Source organism: Lacrimispora struthionigena, from assembly GCF_048627165.1.
GTDB lineage: Bacteria > Bacillota > Clostridia > Lachnospirales > Lachnospiraceae > Lacrimispora.
Genome location: NZ_JBMBWP010000002.1, coordinates 2,377,664 through 2,397,550 on the forward strand (window position 1 = coordinate 2,377,664; position 19,887 = coordinate 2,397,550).

Annotated in this window: 18 protein-coding genes; 1 reads left to right on the plus strand and 17 read right to left on the minus strand. The window is 43.7% G+C overall.

Annotation, left to right across the window (positions count from 1 at the left end; all coding sequences use genetic code 11):
* Positions 1–69 precede the first annotated feature (69 nt).
* Positions 70–717 (plus strand): GntR family transcriptional regulator, encoded by a 648-nt coding sequence (locus ACOAOT_RS20100; protein ID WP_420218598.1) that lies wholly within the window; start codon positions 70–72, stop codon positions 715–717.
* A gap of 13 nt (positions 718–730) precedes the next feature.
* Here the strand turns inward: ACOAOT_RS20100 and ACOAOT_RS20105 are convergent, their stop codons facing one another.
* The 17 genes from ACOAOT_RS20105 to ACOAOT_RS20185 form a co-directional block, all read right to left on the minus strand.
* Positions 731–1,183 carry a NanQ anomerase/TabA/YiaL family protein gene (locus ACOAOT_RS20105; RefSeq protein ID WP_104433616.1) on the minus strand — a complete coding sequence of 151 codons (453 nt, stop codon included), beginning with the start codon at positions 1,181–1,183 and terminating at the stop codon, positions 731–733.
* A gap of 34 nt (positions 1,184–1,217) precedes the next feature.
* Positions 1,218–2,267 carry a 3-dehydro-L-gulonate 2-dehydrogenase gene (gene yiaK / locus ACOAOT_RS20110; RefSeq protein WP_420218599.1) on the minus strand — a complete coding sequence of 350 codons (1,050 nt, stop codon included), beginning with the start codon at positions 2,265–2,267 and terminating at the stop codon, positions 1,218–1,220.
* Positions 2,268–2,293: 26 nt separating this feature from the next.
* A complete protein-coding gene (locus ACOAOT_RS20115; protein WP_420218600.1) occupies positions 2,294–3,106 on the minus strand; it encodes a hypothetical protein in 813 nt (270 codons plus the stop codon).
* A gap of 5 nt (positions 3,107–3,111) precedes the next feature.
* On the minus strand, positions 3,112–5,250 hold the full coding sequence (locus tag ACOAOT_RS20120) for a hydantoinase/oxoprolinase family protein (protein ID WP_420218601.1): 2,139 nt from the start codon (positions 5,248–5,250) through the stop codon (positions 3,112–3,114).
* Positions 5,251–5,418: 168 nt separating this feature from the next.
* Entirely contained in the window at positions 5,419–6,810 is a 1,392-nt protein-coding gene (locus ACOAOT_RS20125; protein ID WP_420218602.1) for a citrate transporter, read from the minus strand.
* Positions 6,811–6,952: 142 nt separating this feature from the next.
* Positions 6,953–7,666 (minus strand): GntR family transcriptional regulator, encoded by a 714-nt coding sequence (locus ACOAOT_RS20130; RefSeq protein WP_420218603.1) that lies wholly within the window; start codon positions 7,664–7,666, stop codon positions 6,953–6,955.
* A gap of 420 nt (positions 7,667–8,086) precedes the next feature.
* On the minus strand, positions 8,087–9,754 hold the full coding sequence (locus ACOAOT_RS20135; RefSeq protein ID WP_420218604.1) for a helix-turn-helix domain-containing protein: 1,668 nt from the start codon (positions 9,752–9,754) through the stop codon (positions 8,087–8,089).
* A gap of 108 nt (positions 9,755–9,862) precedes the next feature.
* Entirely contained in the window at positions 9,863–10,348 is a 486-nt protein-coding gene (locus ACOAOT_RS20140) for an L-2-amino-thiazoline-4-carboxylic acid hydrolase (protein ID WP_277409584.1), read from the minus strand.
* Between the two features lie 12 nt (positions 10,349–10,360).
* Positions 10,361–11,011, minus strand: coding sequence for a dihydroxyacetone kinase subunit DhaL (gene dhaL, locus ACOAOT_RS20145; protein WP_420218605.1), 651 nt, complete (start codon positions 11,009–11,011; stop codon positions 10,361–10,363).
* Between the two features lie 12 nt (positions 11,012–11,023).
* Positions 11,024–12,010, minus strand: a complete 987-nt coding sequence (dhaK, locus tag ACOAOT_RS20150; RefSeq protein WP_420218606.1) for a dihydroxyacetone kinase subunit DhaK — start codon at positions 12,008–12,010, stop codon at positions 11,024–11,026.
* A 10-nt stretch (positions 12,011–12,020) separates the two neighbouring features.
* The gene (locus ACOAOT_RS20155; RefSeq protein WP_420218607.1) at positions 12,021–12,728 is read right to left on the minus strand and encodes an ABC transporter ATP-binding protein; all 708 of its coding nucleotides are present in this window, start codon (positions 12,726–12,728) and stop codon (positions 12,021–12,023) included.
* Positions 12,712–13,500, minus strand: a complete 789-nt coding sequence (locus ACOAOT_RS20160) for an ABC transporter ATP-binding protein (protein ID WP_420218608.1) — start codon at positions 13,498–13,500, stop codon at positions 12,712–12,714. Before ACOAOT_RS20160 ends, ACOAOT_RS20155 begins: the two co-directional genes overlap by 17 nt.
* The gene (locus tag ACOAOT_RS20165; RefSeq protein ID WP_420218609.1) at positions 13,493–14,542 is read right to left on the minus strand and encodes a branched-chain amino acid ABC transporter permease; all 1,050 of its coding nucleotides are present in this window, start codon (positions 14,540–14,542) and stop codon (positions 13,493–13,495) included. The genes ACOAOT_RS20160 and ACOAOT_RS20165 overlap by 8 nt, the downstream gene beginning before the upstream one ends.
* Before the next feature lie 3 nt (positions 14,543–14,545).
* Positions 14,546–15,421, minus strand: a complete 876-nt coding sequence (locus tag ACOAOT_RS20170) for a branched-chain amino acid ABC transporter permease (protein ID WP_170821485.1) — start codon at positions 15,419–15,421, stop codon at positions 14,546–14,548.
* A gap of 49 nt (positions 15,422–15,470) precedes the next feature.
* On the minus strand, positions 15,471–16,667 hold the full coding sequence (locus ACOAOT_RS20175; RefSeq protein WP_420218610.1) for an ABC transporter substrate-binding protein: 1,197 nt from the start codon (positions 16,665–16,667) through the stop codon (positions 15,471–15,473).
* Positions 16,668–16,706: 39 nt separating this feature from the next.
* Positions 16,707–17,972: an L-cysteine desulfidase family protein gene (locus tag ACOAOT_RS20180; protein WP_420218611.1), complete on the minus strand. Its 1,266-nt coding sequence runs from the start codon at positions 17,970–17,972 to the stop codon at positions 16,707–16,709.
* A 393-nt stretch (positions 17,973–18,365) separates the two neighbouring features.
* Complete coding sequence (locus ACOAOT_RS20185; RefSeq protein ID WP_420218612.1) at positions 18,366–19,853, minus strand: aldehyde dehydrogenase family protein; 1,488 nt, start codon at positions 19,851–19,853, stop codon at positions 18,366–18,368.
* Between the last annotated feature and the right edge of the window lie 34 nt (positions 19,854–19,887).

Consider the following 19,887-nt stretch of genomic DNA (forward strand, 5'->3'; position numbering starts at 1 on the left):
AATGATTTTTTGTTGACTTGTGAAATTTTCTAGGGTATGATAGGCTAAAACCCATGAAAGGAGTTTTTCATGTACGATAGCGGTTCCCTGCAGTCACAGGCTTATAATACCATCAAAGAACAGATTTTATCCAAATCACTGGACTCCGATCTTTTATATTCAGAGACCAGACTTGCAAAAGAACTTGGAATTTCACGGACTCCCCTTCGGGAAGCTCTTCAGTGCCTTTCCCAGGATGGCTACATCACCATCATTCCAAGCCGGGGATTTAAGATTCGCCGTCTTGATAAAGAAACCATGCGTGAATCCATCGAAGTCCGCTGTGCCATTGAAGGTTTCTGCGTTCATCTCGCTGCTTCATTAAGAGGAGATGAACGGTTTACAACTCTTCTTAAGGATATGGAAGAATCTCTTAAGAGACAAAAGGCTGCACTGACTTCAGACAACTTCCCGGCCTCATTTACGGAGGAGGACCATAAATTTCATATGCTTCTGGTCCATTTCGCCAGTAACAGTGAATTTGACCACTTATTCCAGCGCCTCCTTTATATGATCCATCTGACCACAGCCAATGCCCTTACTGTTACAGGACGGACACAGGCGACGTTAGAGGAGCACGAAAATTTTTATCAGCAATTAAAGGACGGAAATACCGATCAGGCTTATCAGGTTCTGATTGCTCATTTAATGATGCCTCTTGGCATGAATTTAATCTGATAAAAGCCAGCTGCTACAGAGCCACCTTTACTACTACTTTTTTGACCTGGCAGGGAACTCCTGCCACGCAGCGGGGCTTATGAGCATCCTCAGGTGCAACGATGATTAAGTCTCCCTCTTCCAGAAGTACACTGCCACTCAGTCCCGGCTCTTCATAAAAGATTAAGTCGTTTTCTTCCCGGCGTTCCTTAACAGTGAGTCCTTCCCGTTTGCATACACCAAACTGCTCCCTGCCGGAAACTACGTACTGGATATCGAAGAACTTTTCATGAGTTTCAAATGACGCCTCATCTGGAGAAATTGTGGTGTACTCCTGAACATTTGCCACAACCTGGTCACCAGCGATGGGATAGCTTCCCGGCTGAAGGGATGCGATATCCGTTGATCTCAGCCATTCATAGGCCTTTGTAAATTTTTCTTCCAGATAATTATATTTTTCTGCAACTGTGATATTAGAAAACAGCATAATCTTCTCCTCTTTCTGCTTAACAGGGCTGTGTTTATTTGCTTGCGATATCCTTAGTTTCTAAGTTTCCCTCAGAGATGGCAACAATCTGATTCCAGATCAGTTCATCCACATTGACTCCGTTTTCCATACTTTGCTTTCTTGTTTCTATTGTACGCTCGCCTGGACAGGTAACTTTCCCGCCCTCTTTTTCCGGATGGCTGGCATCTGCAGCTGCTACTCTCTTGTTTAACATTTCCTGAATTTCTTCCTTAGTGCCGAACAGATAAGGATCATAGGCAATGAAGATCTGACAGCAACCGGTACAGCTTCCTCGTCCTTCTTCATCCAGATTCAGACCGCTTTTACCGTTAGCCATAAGAGCAGCCGCCAGATCCAGAGCAATGGCCATGGAACTTCCCTTCCAGTAACCGGTAGGAAGAATTCGTTTGCTTTCCTCAATTGCTCCCGGATCATCGGTTAAATTGCCTTCTTTATCAAAACCGCCGGGGAAAGGCAGCTTTTTGCCTGCAAGGCGGTATACTCCAAGCTTTCCATACGCATACTGGCTCATAGCCATATCAAGAACGATGGGACCTTCCTCTCTTGGAACAGCGATGCAGAACGGGTTATTTCCTACGCCCGGTTCATCGCTTCCCCAAAGCGGCATACAGCTTTCCGTATTAATCCAGCTCATTCCCATGAATCCTGCTTCTGCCATTCTCCATGCATAAGTGCCACCACGCATCCAGTGAGTGGTGTTTTTTAATGCAACACAGCCGATTCCGTGAACTTTGGCAAGCTCCATAGCGCGGTCTGCACAGAAAAGAGCATTGGTAATACCGATTCCCAGATGTCCGTCATAATTTTCTACTGCACCCTTACCACCGATTAATTCCGGCTCACCTTCCGGATCTACCAGACCGCCTAATACATACTCCACAAAACGGGGAACACGGTTTAAACCGTGGCTTTCCACACCGTCTGCACTGGACTGTGCGTGGATTTTAGCACAGATTTCCGCTTTTTCTTTGGAAAGCCCTGCCTGCAAAAGCGCTTTCTCTACGGTTTCTTTTACTTTTTCATAAGGAACTTTTATACTCATATCTTCTCCTTTTCTCCTGCCTTTTTCTATACTGTCATTTCTTCACTGACTGACGGTTCCTGGGGGGCGGGTCTTGGTTCTCTCTTTGCAGCCTGCATCATCTCTTCATACAATCCGCTTGCCTCCTCCGGAGAATAGCCGTAAACCAGAAACACATCCATCAGATACGGAGAATAACTGATCTTCATAATTTCCTGGGCAAATCCCATTGCTGCAATTTCACTAAACGCAATTACATTGGAATCGTTATGAATGAATCCCAGAGACCAAAGTCTTATCTTCTCCGTTTTAGTAAAAATTTCATGCTTATATCGTTCTTCTACAAAATGAAAGAGTTCATGGGCCAATAAAAGTCTGCTTACATCAAGCCCTTCTGTCAAAACCTGAGTTACCTCCGGTTTCAAAAACAGTCTGGCAGCCTTGTTAACTGCATCCATATAAATACTGATCTTGTCAGGCACCCTGAATTCTGCAAACAGCACACGGTCCGTCTTTTCCGGAAATTCCGGATAAGAAACGTTCATACCCATGGCTTTTGCCAGTTCCTTTGGATCCTGGGTTCCATATTCTCTGCATACAATACCGGCATACTCTTTTCCGCATGCAAGGCTCTTTTCCATCCATTCCCTGCGCTGGTCATCATTAAATTTTCCGTTCAGGGGCTCTCTGGAAAATGCATAGCCATACCATTCCCATGGTTCAATTTCTGCAAGGTCAGTAAGCATGTCCCCAATGGGACGGATTGGAAAATGGGGGCGTTCATATCTTTGCTGGCTTGGTCTGCCTAAAAGCCCCGCCCCAATGGGTTTTAAGGCTTCCCTGAATTCTTCTTTTGTCATAATTTTTAACTTTCTCTAACGGAGGCGATAATCAGAACTTCCTCTTCCGGCTCCCGATCACCCAGATCCAGACTCATTAACAGCATAACCTGTTCCAGATCCACAGCACTGTAATCACTGACTCTTGGACCTACGCAGACATAAAAGTCCGGGCGCAGTACGGTATCTGTTTTAAAGACTGCATTTTCATTCCAGATTTTTTCAACGGTTTCCTCATAATTCTTAATATGACATTTCTCAACTACACCATCGGAACACTGTACCTTGATGAATCCCTTCTTATCCACAATTCTAAGGGGTGATTTTCCTTCTCTGCTGCCCTGGTATACAAAGAATTTATCAGTCTTATCTGCCAGTCTGATATCGGTAACTTTTGGTCCAAAATCTTCTTCTGCCAGTTTGCGGGCTTCCGCTTCGTCGCATTCTTTTAACAGATCGGTAGTTTTTACTTCTGTGGAACCGGTAGCAATTGCGGTTACTTTACCTGTCTGATTGTCAATTTCAATATGAATTTCTACTGTATCTGGAGAAGCACCGGAACTAACTGCAAGGTCTGCCGCTTCTTTCTTTAAATCCCTGATGTCTTCCTGGCTTGGATTTGGAATCACACGTTCTACCACATCACGAACCATGGATAAGGCTACACCAATGGAGGAAATTACTTCCGCATTCTCCGGAATGCTGTACTGAAGTCCCATCTTCTCTGCACAGTAAGGTACTAAGGAAGCAGCTCCGCCTCCGCAGCCAACCAGTCTCATGCTGTCATGATCCAGCTTATATTTATCTGCCAGAGCGTTGATACAGGCACTTACCTTTTCGTAATCCTTATCAAGTATCTGAGTAGCAAGCTCTTCCACTGTAATGCCAAGCTTGTCTGCCACCGGCTTCATCGCCTTACGGGCAGATGCCGCATTGCCGTGTGCAAAATACTTTTCGTCAATCAGTCCAAGAACATTGGCTGCATCTGTGTTTGTAAAACAGATTTTCTTTCCATTTTTTAAACGGAGGGTTACATAGTCAGCAGGATCTCCCGGCTTTGGACTTACCAGTTCAATCTGGGGATCTTCAATTTCTTCTTCCGGTAAAAAGCATGCATATTCGCAGCCTGCAATATGAGCAGAACGAGGGCCTACGTCCACAACAGCCTTGTCACCGATACGAACCATGGATCCGCCTGCACAGCCTAAAATTCTTACATCCAGGGAGTTAATGTACGTATCATGACCACCGATTTTCGCATAATCCACACCTGGACGCCCGTTCTTAATCACACCGATGTTGGTAGTGGTTCCTCCTACCTCGAAGTAGATGGCATTGGAAGCACGAAGATACATCAATGATCCCATAACAGAAGCAGCCGGACCGGAAAGAGCAGTAAGAATGGGACGTTTCCGCATCTCATTGATTTCCATAACGCCGCCGTCACCTCTCATGATCATTAACGGAACTGTAATTCCTGCCGCACGAACCGAACTTTCTGTGGCATTTGCAGTAGACATCATCTTTGGAAGTATGGATGCATTAATTGCAGCCGTACGGGTACGGCGGGTCAGACCATACAATTTTGTAATATCAGAAGCCATTGTTACCGGCACATTTTTCTTCTTTGCACAGTCGTGGATTCGAAGTTCCTCCTCCATGCTGTCTACACCAAATGCCATAGAAGCCACGACTACCTTGGCTCCCTGGTCCAGGAGTTCGCTGATATTCTGATTAATGACATCCTCAGTCAGCATTTTTTTCTTAATAAACGTATTGTAAACCTTAATCATACGTCCTACTTTTTCATCCAGCACAATATCTTTCAGCGCCAGCTGACGCTTTGCCAGAAATCCTTCCAGACCGCCTCCGGCAACGCCTACCACACCGACTGAAGCAACGTCGCCTTCGATAAAAGCATTGGTCGCCTGAGTGGTTGAATGAGCTACGAAAACTACATCTTCCGGTGAAATATTACTTTCCCGCATACAGTTTCTAAAGCTCTGTACAACACCGGCAGCAACGCCATCTTTATCATCATGTGTGGTCTTCACTTCATTTTTCCCAATAATCTCATGGGTTTCATTGTCCATGGCTACGCATTTGGTATAAGTTCCGCCTACGTCAATGCCCATTCGGACTGCTCTGTGTTCACGCTCTGCCATTGTATTCCATTCCTTTCCAGATAGATAAGTCAAATTTTACTAACAAAATTTTCATGTACTGCTCCTCAATTGCAATTGTTGAAAAGCGTCCGGGTGCGCAGGGGGCGCGCCCGGACAGGGGTTATCTTTTGGGGTTTTGAGAGTTTGTCTCCTTGTCCGAGACTGTTATTAAGACAGGAACCAAGCAGCGCCAAGTCCACCTAACATGATGAATGTAGCCACATACTGCAGTATTCCGGCAAAATATGCATTGGGTATGGAGAGCTTTAAGAAGTCTCGTGATTCAACCTTCGAATAAGCAAGTCCCCATGCAACCCAAGACTGAGTAATACAGCTTCCGATATTAACGGTAATAGTCGGAATTGCAAATACCGCATAGAGGAATGGAACTGAGAAAGATGCAACGTTGGAAAGCACACCAAGTGTTGCTGCACCGCAGCCTACTAAGGTCATAGGTCCACGGAACAGACCCATGCATAGAAGTACTGCAAATACAATACAAACAACGATCTCGCTTCTTGGCATTACATTTCCAAGAATCACCTTGAAGTAAGGAGAAGCAAGAGCTGCAACTGAGTTAAACATAGGAAGGGTAAGAAGGAATCCTACCAGCGGAGCGGTATCTACCACACCGTCATAATAAAGCTTGTTTACAAGCTGACAGTTCTCTTTGAAGCTTCCTTTCATTCTTCCGCAAAGGAAAAGTGCAAGGAAACCAGCAATTACGAAACCTCCGATTACGGAGAAGTCCAGCCAGATTTTTAATACAACCGGTACTACCGGAAGAATCAAGGTATAAAATGGTGCATTTTTCTGTTCGGAAGCAGCGCCTCTTGTCTGAGCAGCCCATGCATGAACTGTTTTTGCGCGCTTTAAATAGAAAGCAGCCAGAACAGTAGTAATAACCAGCATGATAATAAGAGCAGCATAGCCCCAGTGAGCAGCATACCAGCCCAGTGTGAATTCAGGCATCTGGTCGGGTTTTAAGAAAAACGCACGATACTGTGTGAAGTTAACCGGATTGATATAAATACCTGCTGCAACCGATCCCATAAATGTAAACAGAGCAACAGATTTTGGAATTCCCAGAGACATAAGAATCGGAAGTACGATAACACCGATTGCAATTACCGGGCCTGCACCTGTCATGGCAGTAAAAATAAGAGCAGTTACTACATTTAAAAGAGCTACTGTTACAAATGGCTTGTCTCCGCCTAACTCAACAGTTTTACGGATCAGGGTTGATGCAATTCCGGTATCCATAAGTACACGTCCAAACCATGCACCCCAGCATACGTTTACCAGAGTTGTTCCCCAGCCTTCTGGTGCTGACTGATAAATCTTATTTAAGGCAGCAATCAGAGTATTGTCTTTTCCAAACTGCAGAATCGGATTGGAAGCAAGAAATGACTCGCTTACAAACAGTGTTCCTCCAAGCGGAAGAATGGTCCAAAGAAGAGTAATCAGCAAGAAGCCGATCATCAGGTTATGGCCTTTGATACAGTAATACGCCAAACCAAAGAATGAAATTAATAAAATAATACCAATAATGTACTCCACAATAATACCTCCTATAACTTTTTATTCCCCATACTGCTGATAATAGTTAACCGGTCTGCCAATAAGCAGCCTATTCTCAAAACCTGGATTCCCCGCTCCTTTCCTCTCATATGGTATTTCTATTTCTAACCGGTCCGGCTTCCTATGCCTGTCCGGAAAAGAACTGTGGGTAAATATCCCGAAGTGTGCCTGCATTCCATAATATAGTGTTAAAATGATTGGCACAGATCAGGCTGGCTGCTTCCGCATCCCTTCTCCTTAAATTATCAAGGAGAAGCCGTCCTTCTACCTGAACATGTTCCCAGCTGGTCAGGGAAGACATATCAATGCGGTAGTTGAATGTAGTAAATTGAAGATAGTTTAATCGCAGCAGATCTGAGTCAATGGTTCTAAATACCTCCCAGGTATATTCCCGTCCGCTAAAAGTGGAAAGAAGATAATGTACCTGCTGCTCTATCACCAGAAATTCCAGGGGATTTTCTTTATTTATCTCCAATTTCTGTCGATTTAAAACCTCTTCCAGCTGTTCAAATTGATTATCAGTTAATCCTTTGCGGCAAATCTCCTCAATCATGGCCTGTTCCAATACAGTATGTGAAAAAACCACCTGTCTGATCCGTTCTAAATCAAGTAAAGTTACTTCCGTACCTCGCTGCGGATAGACTACAATGTATCCTTCTTCAACCAGCTTTGAAAGTGCATCTCTAACCATGGTCCGGCTGGCATTCATCTGACTTGATAATGTATTTTCACTCAGTCGTTCTCCCGGTTTGATCGTCAGATTCAGTATCTGCATTCTCAGTTGATTATAAATATCATTTCTCTGGTTTCCTTTTTCAGCTTCCAATTCTGGCATTTTTATTCTCCTTACTATCAACGGATATGAAATGCATACAAGTATTTCATTCTGTTAAGATTGCATATCAGTATCCCGCCAAATGCATATCAGTTAGCATTTGCCACTTTGCATCGGTCTTCCTTTTTGTAAAATATAACACATCTATTTTTGAAAATCAACTATATTTTTCATGTTTTAGACAGTGTTCGATAGTTTATCTTCAATATCGACGTGTTTTTGCACAACATTTTTTAAAAATCTTTCCATTTTTGCCTTATTCAAGATTGCATACAAGTTGATTTTTGCTAATTTTCACGCACAGCAAGCTAATTACGAATAAAAAACAGACCTTGACATTATACTGAAACTGCCAAAGTCTGTTTCTCATAACTTATTTCGGGTTGTCCTTTTCGTCTTTCCCATTAAATGATATACATGTTATGCTTCTTCTATTTCTCTGATTTTTCGATATAAGGTAGATCTGGAAATCCCCAGAATATCCGCAATATCGGTTTTTGAATACCCCCGCTCCAGCATGGTTTTTATCTGTTCCTTTGACATTTCCTCCAGTCCGCTGTAGCCAGGATCATTTTCAGGAAGAAGATTCTTTTCTCTTAATTCTTCCACGGTCACTCTGCCAGAAAGCTCTGCCGCAATCCGTTCAAGAATAATCTCCATACTGTGTTTTCCAATCTCAGTAAAATGATTTCTTAAATATGTAAGCAGTTCTGCAGACAGTTCCACGCCTTTATTATCATAAAGTCTCCTGTAATAATTAAGACCAGACGTTACATAACCGCGGAATTTTACCATATCTTTTTCCATTCCTTCAAAGCTGATCTTATAGCGGGCAATAAGGCGGTATAACTCAGAGGAAAACAGCTGTTGTTCCACCAGAGATTCCAGTTCCCTGTCGACGCAGAATAAAAACCTGACATTAGAACGTACCGATTTGTCATGGGTTTTAAATTTACCAGTCTTCATAAAATCAGCAATATAATGCTGAATATACAAAGGCATTTTTTCCGGCTGAACAATTACCACCGTACATCCATCCGCATTTTTCAAGACTCCATACTCATCCATCATATAGATTTCAAATAAATCCCTGTAAAGATTATCCGAATAAACCACATACAGATCATGAAGATTTCGTTCCGACGTGTTAAATACCGCTTTGGCAAGAAGAAGGTTTAACTCATTATCCGAACTCTGAATAAGTAAATTATGGTTTGTTTTTGCCATTTCCCTTGCCATTTGAAGTTCCTGGGCAGAGAAGTACTTTTTCAGCCAGTCAAACGTCACCAGAGAGCCCTGTTCCGATATGTTAATTCGTTTCACAAAATCACTCTGGGGTTTAAAATAAAACAGAGTACCGAATTCCGTATCGCTTAAATAAATCTTTTTGCTGGAAACCACGCCATGAAACAGATGGCCTTTCCTCTCAAAAGTCAGCCGTTCATTGCTGATATCCTCGTGGTTCTTAAAATAATCCTCTATTAGTTGAAACGGAAACAGTTCCTTCATGTTACTTCCCAGCATGTCCTTTTCCAGATGTATTACATCGCAGAAACGCTTGTTAACATGAATGATATTTCCGAAATAGTCAGTGTAAATAACCGCCTCAAACATCTTGTCTATAATGGCCTCGATCTCTTTTAAGCGGTTTTCCAATCGTATGGTTCTTGTTTCATTTTCTATTTTTCCGGAAATAAGCTCCGAAAAATTCTCCAGAAATGAAACAGTTGAATCCAGACTTTCAAATAAAAACTTAGCTCTGTGCCTGGTTAATATAAGAGCGAGGGCACCCACTGCCTGATTATCAACCCTTATGGGCACTCCTACGAAACTGCTCATCTTGCATTCCCGGTACTGGTCGCATTTGCGGCAGCCGGCAAGACGTGATTTGTCTTCCACAATCACATTTCTGTTCTCAATTAATATGGTGGATATGATGGTGCCGATCCTGATATCGGTATAAAGGTTTAAGTACTTAAAGGAACTTCCCACTATGTTCATATTGGTATCTATAATCAGTATGTCTGTATCCAGCGTATCCGAAATAATTCTTGCCAAATGATTGGTATAACCTCCTATTAAACCCAACAGGCTTTTCTCCATCCCCGCACCTCACAAATATTCTTTTATAAACGCCAAACAGGGATGCTGTATTCGTACAACAACCCTTTTGGTGAAACAGTCTGATTCTGTTTATTAATCCTGATTCTTATTAAAAGTTACCTCACAGATGGAGTCACCCTTTGCAATGGTTTTTCCCAGATGGAAGGTAAAATCCTCAAACTGGGAGCAGATTCCCCGATCTCCATCCATGGCAATTTCACACATCTCTGCAATCAGTTCCTCATCATCGGTCAGCTTTCTCCAAGCAGCTACAAGCGGGCAGTGGTGAAAGGTGATTTCCAGCTTGTCATCGGTACATTCTGTATCCATCTCAAAGATGTTTCTTACATTGTCACTGACAAATTCCTTCTCAAAAGCCTTTAAGTCACTGGTCTTTGTATATTTGTTCTGACCATGGAAGCAGCCGCATTTCTTAATGGCATCATGGGCAAATTCACTGTCTAACCCTCTTTTCTTAGCCTCCGTGAACATATAGTAGAACCATGTGGCTCTATGCTCGATTCCGTCCCGTAAATCCTTGATGTGCTGACCTCTGTCTTCCGGTGTGTTGCTGTACATAACTGTTCCTCCTTAGAAATTAATTTTTTCTTTTATGCAATTCATTAACGTTCCGATTTGATACGACATGGTAACTGCTCCCGGATCCAGGTGTCCAAGCCCTTTATTGGCCTGGTAAGTTGCTCTTCCTTTTACCGCTTCCATGTTTTTTGTATTCTCGGCACCGTCAACGGCTGCCTGTTTCACGACATCGCAGATTTCCAACTCACTTATCCCATCAGAAATCCCCTTCTTATAAGCCATGACTGCCGGTGCAAGACTGTCAATCATGGTTTTAAATCCTTCCTTTGCCTGCCCTCTGGACATAATTGCCTCCAGCATGGCTTCCAGGCTGTCACAAACTCCCTGGCAGTCCAATGTCTCTCTGCCCTTTACCGCTTTGGCTGCCGCCAGGTACGCAGATCCGTAAAGCACTCCGGAGGAACCTCCGATTACCGCCATCATGGTCTTGCCAATCTCCTTAAATTCCTCACTGATAGGAAGCTGCCCCAGTTCCTCAGACTTCTCAACCAGTTTTTCAAACCCCATATTAATATTGGACCAGTGATCCCCGTCTCCAGTAGCCAGATCAAGCTCTGTCACATAGTCTCCGTTTTCATGAATCAGCTCATATGCTTTCTTTATGTAATCCGCATAATCCCTACCTGTTATTTCAAATCCCATCTTTTCACCACCTTATCTGATTTTTAAAGCCGGAGTATTACAGGGAGCGTCAAGAAGCTCCTTTAACTCGTCATCCAGCTTCATAAGGGTTAAAGAACAGCCAGTCATATCCAGTGCGGTCATATAATTTCCCACAAGTGTTTTATAAGCCCTGATATTCTTTTCTTCCAACAGCTTCTGAACTTCCATATTCAGGATATAGAGTTCCATCAGAGGAGTACCGCCAAGGCCATTTACCAGCACTGCCACTTCACTTCCGGTATAATCATAGTCCCCAAGAATCTTCTCAAGCAGAATTTTGGCAGTCTCTTTTGCTGTTTTAACCTGGGTTCTTTCTACTCCCGGCTCTCCATGGATTCCCATTCCAATCTCAATCTCGTCGTCTTCCAGAACGAATCCGGGTTTTCCAACTGCCGGAAGAACGCAGGGGCTCATGGCCATTCCCATGCTTCTGATATTGGCAACAGCCTTTTCGGCTGCTGCTTTCACCTCTTTTAAATTACCGCCAAGCTCAGCCTTTGCCCCCGCAATCTTATGGACAAATACGGTGCCTGCGATGCCCCTTCTTCCTGTGGAATAGGTACTGTCAGGAACAGCCACATCATCCTTAACAACTACGCTTTCCACCTGAATATCCTCTGCCTCTGCAAGATCAGAGGCAAGTCCAAAGTTCATAATGTCTCCGGAATAATTCTTAATAATTAAAAGAACTCCTTTTCCGGAATTCATCCGGTTTATGGCATCACCAATCCGGTCAGGACTGGGGGAGGAAAATACGTTTCCCGATACAGCCGCATCGAGCATGCCTTTTCCCACATAACCTGCGTGAGCCGGTTCATGTCCTGCCCCGCCTCCGGAGATAACCGCCACTTTATCTGCTTTCACCTTCCGGGATATGACTTCATATCCCGGAGTATACAAAAGTTCCGGATGGGCAAGTTCCATTCCGCGAAGCGCTTCCCCTACTACATCCATGGGTTTGTTGATAATCTTTTTCATGGTACCTCCTTTAACCTAAGCCTAAATATGCTTTTTTAATTCTGGGATCATTTGCAATTTCTTTGGCATCACCTGACATGGTGACTTTCCCATTTTCCAGTACATATGCTCTGTTCGAAGCACTTAAAGCCATGTTGGCGTTCTGTTCAATGAGAAGAATCGTTACTCCCTGCCTGTTAATCTCTTTTATCAGATCAAAAATCAGCAGCACAAAGTTTGGTGCCAGGCCAAGCGACGGCTCATCTAACAGCAATAGCTCAGGTCCGCACATTAATGCCCTTCCAATTGCAAGCATCTGCTGCTCCCCTCCGGACAGAGTACCTGCCGACTGTCTGATTCGTTCCTTCAGCCTGGGAAATATCTGATATACCCGCTCGTAGCCGTCAGCAATCTTTTTCTTATCGTTTACCGTATAAGCGCCAAGGCGAAGATTTTCCTCAACTGTAAGGGCAGGAAATACCTCTCTGCCTTCCGGCGAAATACTGATTCCCAGCTTAGTCATTGTATGAGGCGGGCTGTTGGTAATCTCCTTGCCCATAAATTCAACCCTGCCTCCGGATGATCTTGCAATTCCTACAATGGTATTCAACAGGGTGGACTTCCCGGCTCCGTTGCTGCCGATTAAAGAGACGACTTCCCCTTTGCCAATCTCCATATCCACGCCTTTGAGAGCATGTATGGGACCGTAATGAGTATTTAAATCAGTTATCTTCAGCATCCTTATGCACCCCTCCCAAATAAGCCTCAATGACTCGTTCATTGTTTGCAATTTCCACAGGAAGCCCCTGGGCAATTGGTTTGCCGTGATCAATAACATAAATCCGGTCTGAGATGTTCATAACCACACTCATATCATGTTCGATGAGGAGTACGGTATATCCCTTCTGCTTTAAGGACCGGATAAAAAGCATCAGCTCCTCTGATTCTTTTGGATTCATTCCCGCTGCAGGTTCATCTAACAGAAGCAGCCCTGCACCAGTAGCAATTGCCCTGGCAATTTCCAGCTTTCTCTGGTCTCCATAAGGCAGATTGGAGGCATAGTCATCTTTTCTGTGTTCCAGTCCCACAAATTTAAGAAGTTCAATGGCCTGCAACACCTTTTCATCCTCTTCCTTGCGGTATCTCGCCGTACGGAAGGTGGAATCAAGAAAACTGTAAGAAGTCTTTATATGTGCCCCGATCAGTACGTTTTCGATTACCCTCATATCCTGAAACAGCCGGATATTCTGGAAGGTCCGGGACATCCCTGCCATAACAATATGTTTGGGTTTTTTATTCTGTATCTCTTCTCCGTTAAATACAATGGTTCCTTCGTCAACCTGGTACACACCCGTCAGCATATTAAAAACTGTGGTTTTTCCTGCACCGTTGGGGCCGATAATCGAAACTACTTCCCCTTTATTTATCTCAAAGCTTACCTGCTCCACCGCAACAATACCGCCGAATCTTTTGGTAATTCCTTTCACGGATAAATATGCATTGTCAGCCATTGTCTCCCGCCTCCTCTGTCTCCGCCATTTTAAGCCGTTCTATGACCTGCCTGGATAATTTATATGGAAGCTGGGATTTCCAGCCAAGAATTCCCTGAGGTCTGAATCGCATCATTACCACCAGAATCACGCCGTATAAAACAAAACGATAAACCATTAAAAACCTGGACGCCTCCGGAAGAGCAATTAAAATGGCTGCTCCCAGAAACATTCCCCGTATTGTTCCCATTCCGCCCAGAATCACAATGGAAAGAATCAGCGTGGATACGTCAAAGTTAAAGGTATTAGGATCTACATATCCGATGAGAGTGGCATACAGAGCACCAGCAGCGGCGCAAATGCAGGCTGACAGTACAAATGCCAGGATTTTATAGTAGGTAACATTAATTCCCATCATTACACTGGCAAGCTCGTCTCCCTTTATTGCCTGCAGCGCCCTACCTGTTTTTGATTTAACAAGAACCAGGCAGAAGACAGTGCAGACCACCAGAATGATTATAACCAGATAGTACAGACCGTGATTTGCAATGGTAAGCTTCATGCCGAAAACAGCAGGCTTTGGAATATTTTTCACACCCAGTGTTCCGTTGGTTACAGGAGACCAGTTCATCGCAATCATTTTTATAATTTCACCAAACCCCAATGTAACAATGGAAAGATAGGTTCCAGTAAGCCGGAGAGTCGGAAGTCCCAGTATAATTCCCACAAGTCCTGCCGCTACCATACCAAGGAGCATGGAAGGAAAGAAGCTTAAGCCAAGTTTGACTGCACAAAGTGAAGCCGTATAGGCTCCAATTGCAACAAACCCTGCATGTCCCAGGGATACCAGACCGGTATAGCCGGTAAGTATATTAAGTCCAAGACCGAACATGGCATAGACTGCCATCTTTACAATAACTGTCAGAAAATACTGGTTGTTTACGCCTTTTGGCAGCAGACAGAGAAATGCGGCCAGCAAAATAAGAAACAGCTTTTGATTCTTGCTTATAAAGCTTTCAAACTGATATAAAAAGCTGTGTTTTTCCATTCTTGTATTTGTCATACTTTATACCTTCGTGATCCCTTTCTTTCCGAACAACCCATTGGGTCTGACGATCAGAACAATAATTAATATGATAAATGCCATGGAATCCCGATAGGTGGATCCTAAAACAGTGGCTGCCATAGACTCAGACACGCCCACTATCAGCCCGCCGATAATTGCACCGGGCAGACTTCCAATACCGCCAAGCACAGCCGCAGCAAATGCTTTTAAGCCTGCCATAAATCCCATATTCGGGTAAACAATCTGATAATAGCTGCCTACCAGAGAACCTGCGATGGATGCGGATATTCCGCTTAAGAAAAAAGTAAATGAGATAACAAAGTTAACGTTAATTCCCATTAAGTTTGCTGCTTTGGGATTCTGTTCCGCTGCTCTCATTGCCAGCCCTATTTTTGTATAAAATACAATTCCAACCAGAAGCAGCATGAGAATCAGGGATACCACAAACATGCCAATCTGTGTGGAGGAAACTACAATTTTCCCAATCTGGAGAGTTCCGAAATCAAACAGGGGCGGGAACGCCCGTTTTTCACTTCCAAATGCTACAATCAGAAGATTTGTTACAATATTGGAGATTCCAATGGTTGTAATTAAAGATGCAATGGGTATAGATTTCTTTTTTCTTAAAGGCTCCAGAGCAAGCTTATCAATTGCTACTCCAAGGACGCCCGTAAGAACCATACTGGCGATTAAGCCAGGAATTACGCCAAACCGGAGACCAATGAAAACCATTGCCATCTGAGCCCCGAAAGCATAGACGGAACCGTGAGAAAAATTGACCAGCCGGAGTATACCAAACACCAGGGAATATCCTACCGCAATCAGGGCATATCCCATTCCCAAAGCCAGTCCGTTAAATATCTGTTGTGCAATCATGGCTTCACCTTTCTGCGGGAACAGCGCCTGGCCATTCCCGCCGCTTAATCTAGTTCATCTTGACAAATTTCCCATCTTTAATTGTAACTTTGTTAAACTGCTTATCAACATCACCCTGTTCATCGAACTTAATGTTTCCGGTTACTCCTTTGTAGGTGATCTCATTTAACTTGTCTCTCACTTTTTCCGAATCCGTGGTACCTGCTTCCTTCATGGCAGTGAGAAGAATTCCCACAGAATCATAGGCCTGCGAGGTCAGGGCAGAGGGTGAATTTCCATAGACTTTTTTATACTCATCAACATAAGCCTTTACATCTGTATCATCCGATTCTGAGAAGAAAATAACCGGAAAACATACACCTTCCACTGCTTGCCCTCCCAGCTGAATCAGCTGCTGGCTGTAAGCGTTGGAAAATCCAACAATGGAAATATCCGGATTAATATTTTTATACTGTTTGGCAACCGGCGCTACCAGATTATACATTCCACAGCAGATTACCACATCCGCCCCTGCTTCATTCAGCTTTGTAATTGCCGGTGTATAATCATCAGATCCTTCCATTACTTCCTCATGGGCTACCACTTTTACATTGGGATCATTTAATCCGGTAATCAGATCTTTGATAATTCCGGATGTATTGGTTCCCCAGTCAGTCATAATGGATATAATACCGATATTTTTCTTTTTCAAATCATGAACAGCAATATCCACAGAAGCCGCACCTTCTTTTGATATGACTGTATTATTTCTGAAAATATAATTACCGATCTTAGAATAATCCGGGTGAGAAGCAGACGGTGAAATCTCAATAATCTTATTTTCCTGGTAAATAGGCGCTGCAGTCATACATACTCCGGATGAGAAATGGCCGATTACGCCGCTGATATCTCCATCAGATACAATTTTCTGCGCGATGGTGGTTGCTTCCTCTGATGTATTCTTATCATCATAAGGTACGATTTCAATCTGTTTGCCCAAAACCCCTCCCTGAGCGTTCCACTGATCCGCCATTAATTTGGCTGCATTGGTAAAGCCAATTCCATATTCTGAATTATCTCCAGTCATCGGACCGGCTACTGCAATCTTGACCGTTCCTTCTCCGCCTGCCTGGCTGGTCCCTTCCGTTTTAGCCCCGGAAGTATTATTTGCTCCTTCTGAACTCTGTCCATTCCCCTGTGCACAGCCTGAAAGTAACCCCGCAAGTGCCATCATTGCCAATGAATACCTGATAAACCCCTTTTTCATAACTGAAACTACCTTCCTTTCCTTATCTGAGTTATTGTCTTAACTCTGAACCATAATGTTTAAAATGACCTCGTCTGTCTCCTTCATCCCTTCCCTTGCCAGTGTTATTACCCCATCCACTGTCTTTTGGATATCTTCCTTTACAATCCCGTCTCCCGGCAGAAAAACGTGACCATTCATAGATAAATAGCTGCCCATAATTGCTGCATCTACACTGGAAGCAATCTTTGCTGCACAGGAAGCGCTTGCACCATCACATACAATTCCAGATGTGTTGGCCAGAGTATTGATAATGGTGTTTTCAATCTGTTCCCTCTGACCTCCCATTAAGTAAGTAATTCCGGCACCTGCACCCGCTGCCGCACTTACCGCTCCGCAATAAGCAGACAGTCTGCCCATACGGTATTTCTGATAAATAGCAATCAGATTGCTGAGCACCAGCGCCCGGTACAGTTCGTCTTCTTTGCTTCTCAGTGTTTTTGCATACTCAATCACCGGAAGGGATACTGTCATACCCTGATTACCGCTGCCGGAATTAATGACTACCGGAAGCTCGCAGCCGTTCATTCGGGCATCCGAACCGGCCGCAGCCACTGCTTTTGCCCTGATTTTTACATCATCCCCATAAACGGATAAAAGTGTTTTTCCAATCTCTGCTCCATAGCTGCTTGACAGCCCCGCCTGAGCAATGTTGGTATTACATTCAATTTGTTCAGCAATCAGCCTCCTCACTTTTATTAAGTCTACCTGTTCTGTAAATTCAAATATGGAATCCATATTCAGACAGCTGTAATCTACCTGTTCTTCTTCCCCGCCTTCCTTTTCTTCAAAAAGAACCTGCTTGTTTTTCTCAATTCCAGTTATCCCCAGATGTGTTTTTTTCAGTTCCACCTTAACCTCATTTGAGCCCTGTGTCATAATTACAATTAAGTGAAGCTTCTCCGTGGTATCTAACAATTCAACCCGGCATATTTTTTTCTGAAGCAGCCGGTTTGCAATCTGTAAATCCGCCTCCCTGACTGATGTCAATACTTCTAGTCCCTTATCCGGAGCTCCACCTGCTGCCCCCACTACTGCCGCTGCTTCAATTCCCTTCATGCCACCGGTCATGGGTACCACCACTGCTTTCGCATTCTTAATCATGTTCCCACTGCAGGAGACTGTTATTTTTTCAGGAATTGCTCCCAGATATTTCTTTGCCGTTGCACTTGCATATGCAATTGCGATAGGCTCTGTACACCCCAATGCTTTTACCAGCTCTGTCTCCAGGATATGTATCAGCTGGTTTTCTGTCGATTTCTGCATGTTCCTCCGATCTGCTGTGTTGCTGCCAATTGCTTCATCATTCAATTTTATGCTTATTTTGTTGTCGTTTTTTGTAGATTTATGTAGTTCTTTTATGAATTCAGTATATCATTTGCATACCTGCAATGCAATGGATTTTTGTGCACATTAACTAATTTTTATCATTTTCAGCGTTTTTATTGGTTATTTTACACATTTATTTTGGTTATTTTATTGGTTTTAGATAGAGTTACCAATTCAAATGTATCATTTTGGCACACTTTGTTTTATTAAGTCAAAAATCTCCCGATTCCTTTTCCATTTTTTTGTTTCATTCCTGATATACAGGCACAAAAAAATGCCGTGTACAGCAATAAAAAACTGTACACGGCATAACTGGTTTATTGAAAATTATTATTTAACGGGATAAAAGCCAGAAGGCGCTTCACTTAAATTAATCATAATATTCTTTGTCTGGGTATAATGCTCCAGCATTACTTTATGAGTTTCACGTCCGACACCGGAAGTCTTATATCCGCCGAATGGAGCTCCCTCCGGGATTGCATTGTAGGTATTCACCCACATACGTCCTGTTTCCACAGCTCTTGCCACGCGTATTGCACGGTTGATATCTCTGGTCCATACAGCTCCGCCCAGTCCGAATTCACTGTCATTGGCCATGGCAATTACTTCATCTTCCGTTTTAAATTTGATAATGCATGCAACCGGTCCGAAGATTTCTTCTTTAGCCACTCTCATATCATTGGTCACATCTCCAAGAAGAGTGGGACGGAGAAATGCACCGTTCTCAAGACCATCTTCTGTAAATGCCTCACCACCGCACAGTACCTTGGCACCTTCTTCTTTACCAATCTCAACGTACCCTAATATTTTTTGTAAATGCCCTTTATTGATCTGGCTGCCCATCTGGGTGTCTTCTTCCCATGGAAGTCCTACTTTCACTTTGTTAAACCGCTCCACAGCTTCCTTTACAAAACGGTCGTAAATATCCTCCTGTACAAAAACTCTGGAACCTGCGCAGCATACCTGACCCTGATTAAATAAGATCCCAAGCTGCACACCATCCATTGCCATCTCCCAGTCACAGTCATTAAAGAATATATTGGCTGACTTACCGCCCAGCTCCAGGGTTGCAGGAATCAGCTTTTCAGCCGCAGCCAGGGCTACATTTCTTCCCACATCGGTAGATCCTGTGAAAGCCAGTTTTCTGAAACCAGGATGCTCCAGCATATACTGTCCTGATCTGGAGCCGCCGCCTGAGATCACGTTAAAGACACCTGCCGGAATCACATCCTGAATCAGTCTTGCCAGCTCAAATACACTTAAAGGAGTTGTGCTGGAGGTCTTAAATACAGTACAGCAGCCGCTTGCAAGAACAGGTGCCAGCTTCCAGGCTGCCATTAAAAACGGGAAGTTCCAGGGAACAATCTGACCGACCACGCCAATGGGCTCTTTTAAAATAAGACTTAGCATATTATCTCCCAATATGCTGGCGCTTCCCTCCTCTGCCATAATACAGCCGGCAAAATAGCGGAAGTGCTGGGCAGCCAGGGGTATATCCACATTCAAAGTCTCTCTGATTGGTTTTCCATTGTCTAATGTTTCAACCATAGCCAGATGCTCTTTGTTCGCATCAATAATATCCGCAATTTTATTTAAGATAGCTGCTCTCTGGTTAACCGGAACATTCTTCCATGTTTCAAAAGCCTTCCAGGCAGCCTTTACCGCATCATCTACATCTTCCCTTGTCGCTTCTGCACACTGCGCCAGTACTCTGCCGTCTGCTGGACAGGTAACGGTAAATGTTTTTCCGTCGGAAGCAGACTTCCACTCTCCACCTATAAATAATTGATATGTATCCTGAAGTGTAACATCCTTCATATGCTTTTCCTCGCTTTCATTCTTATATCTTTAT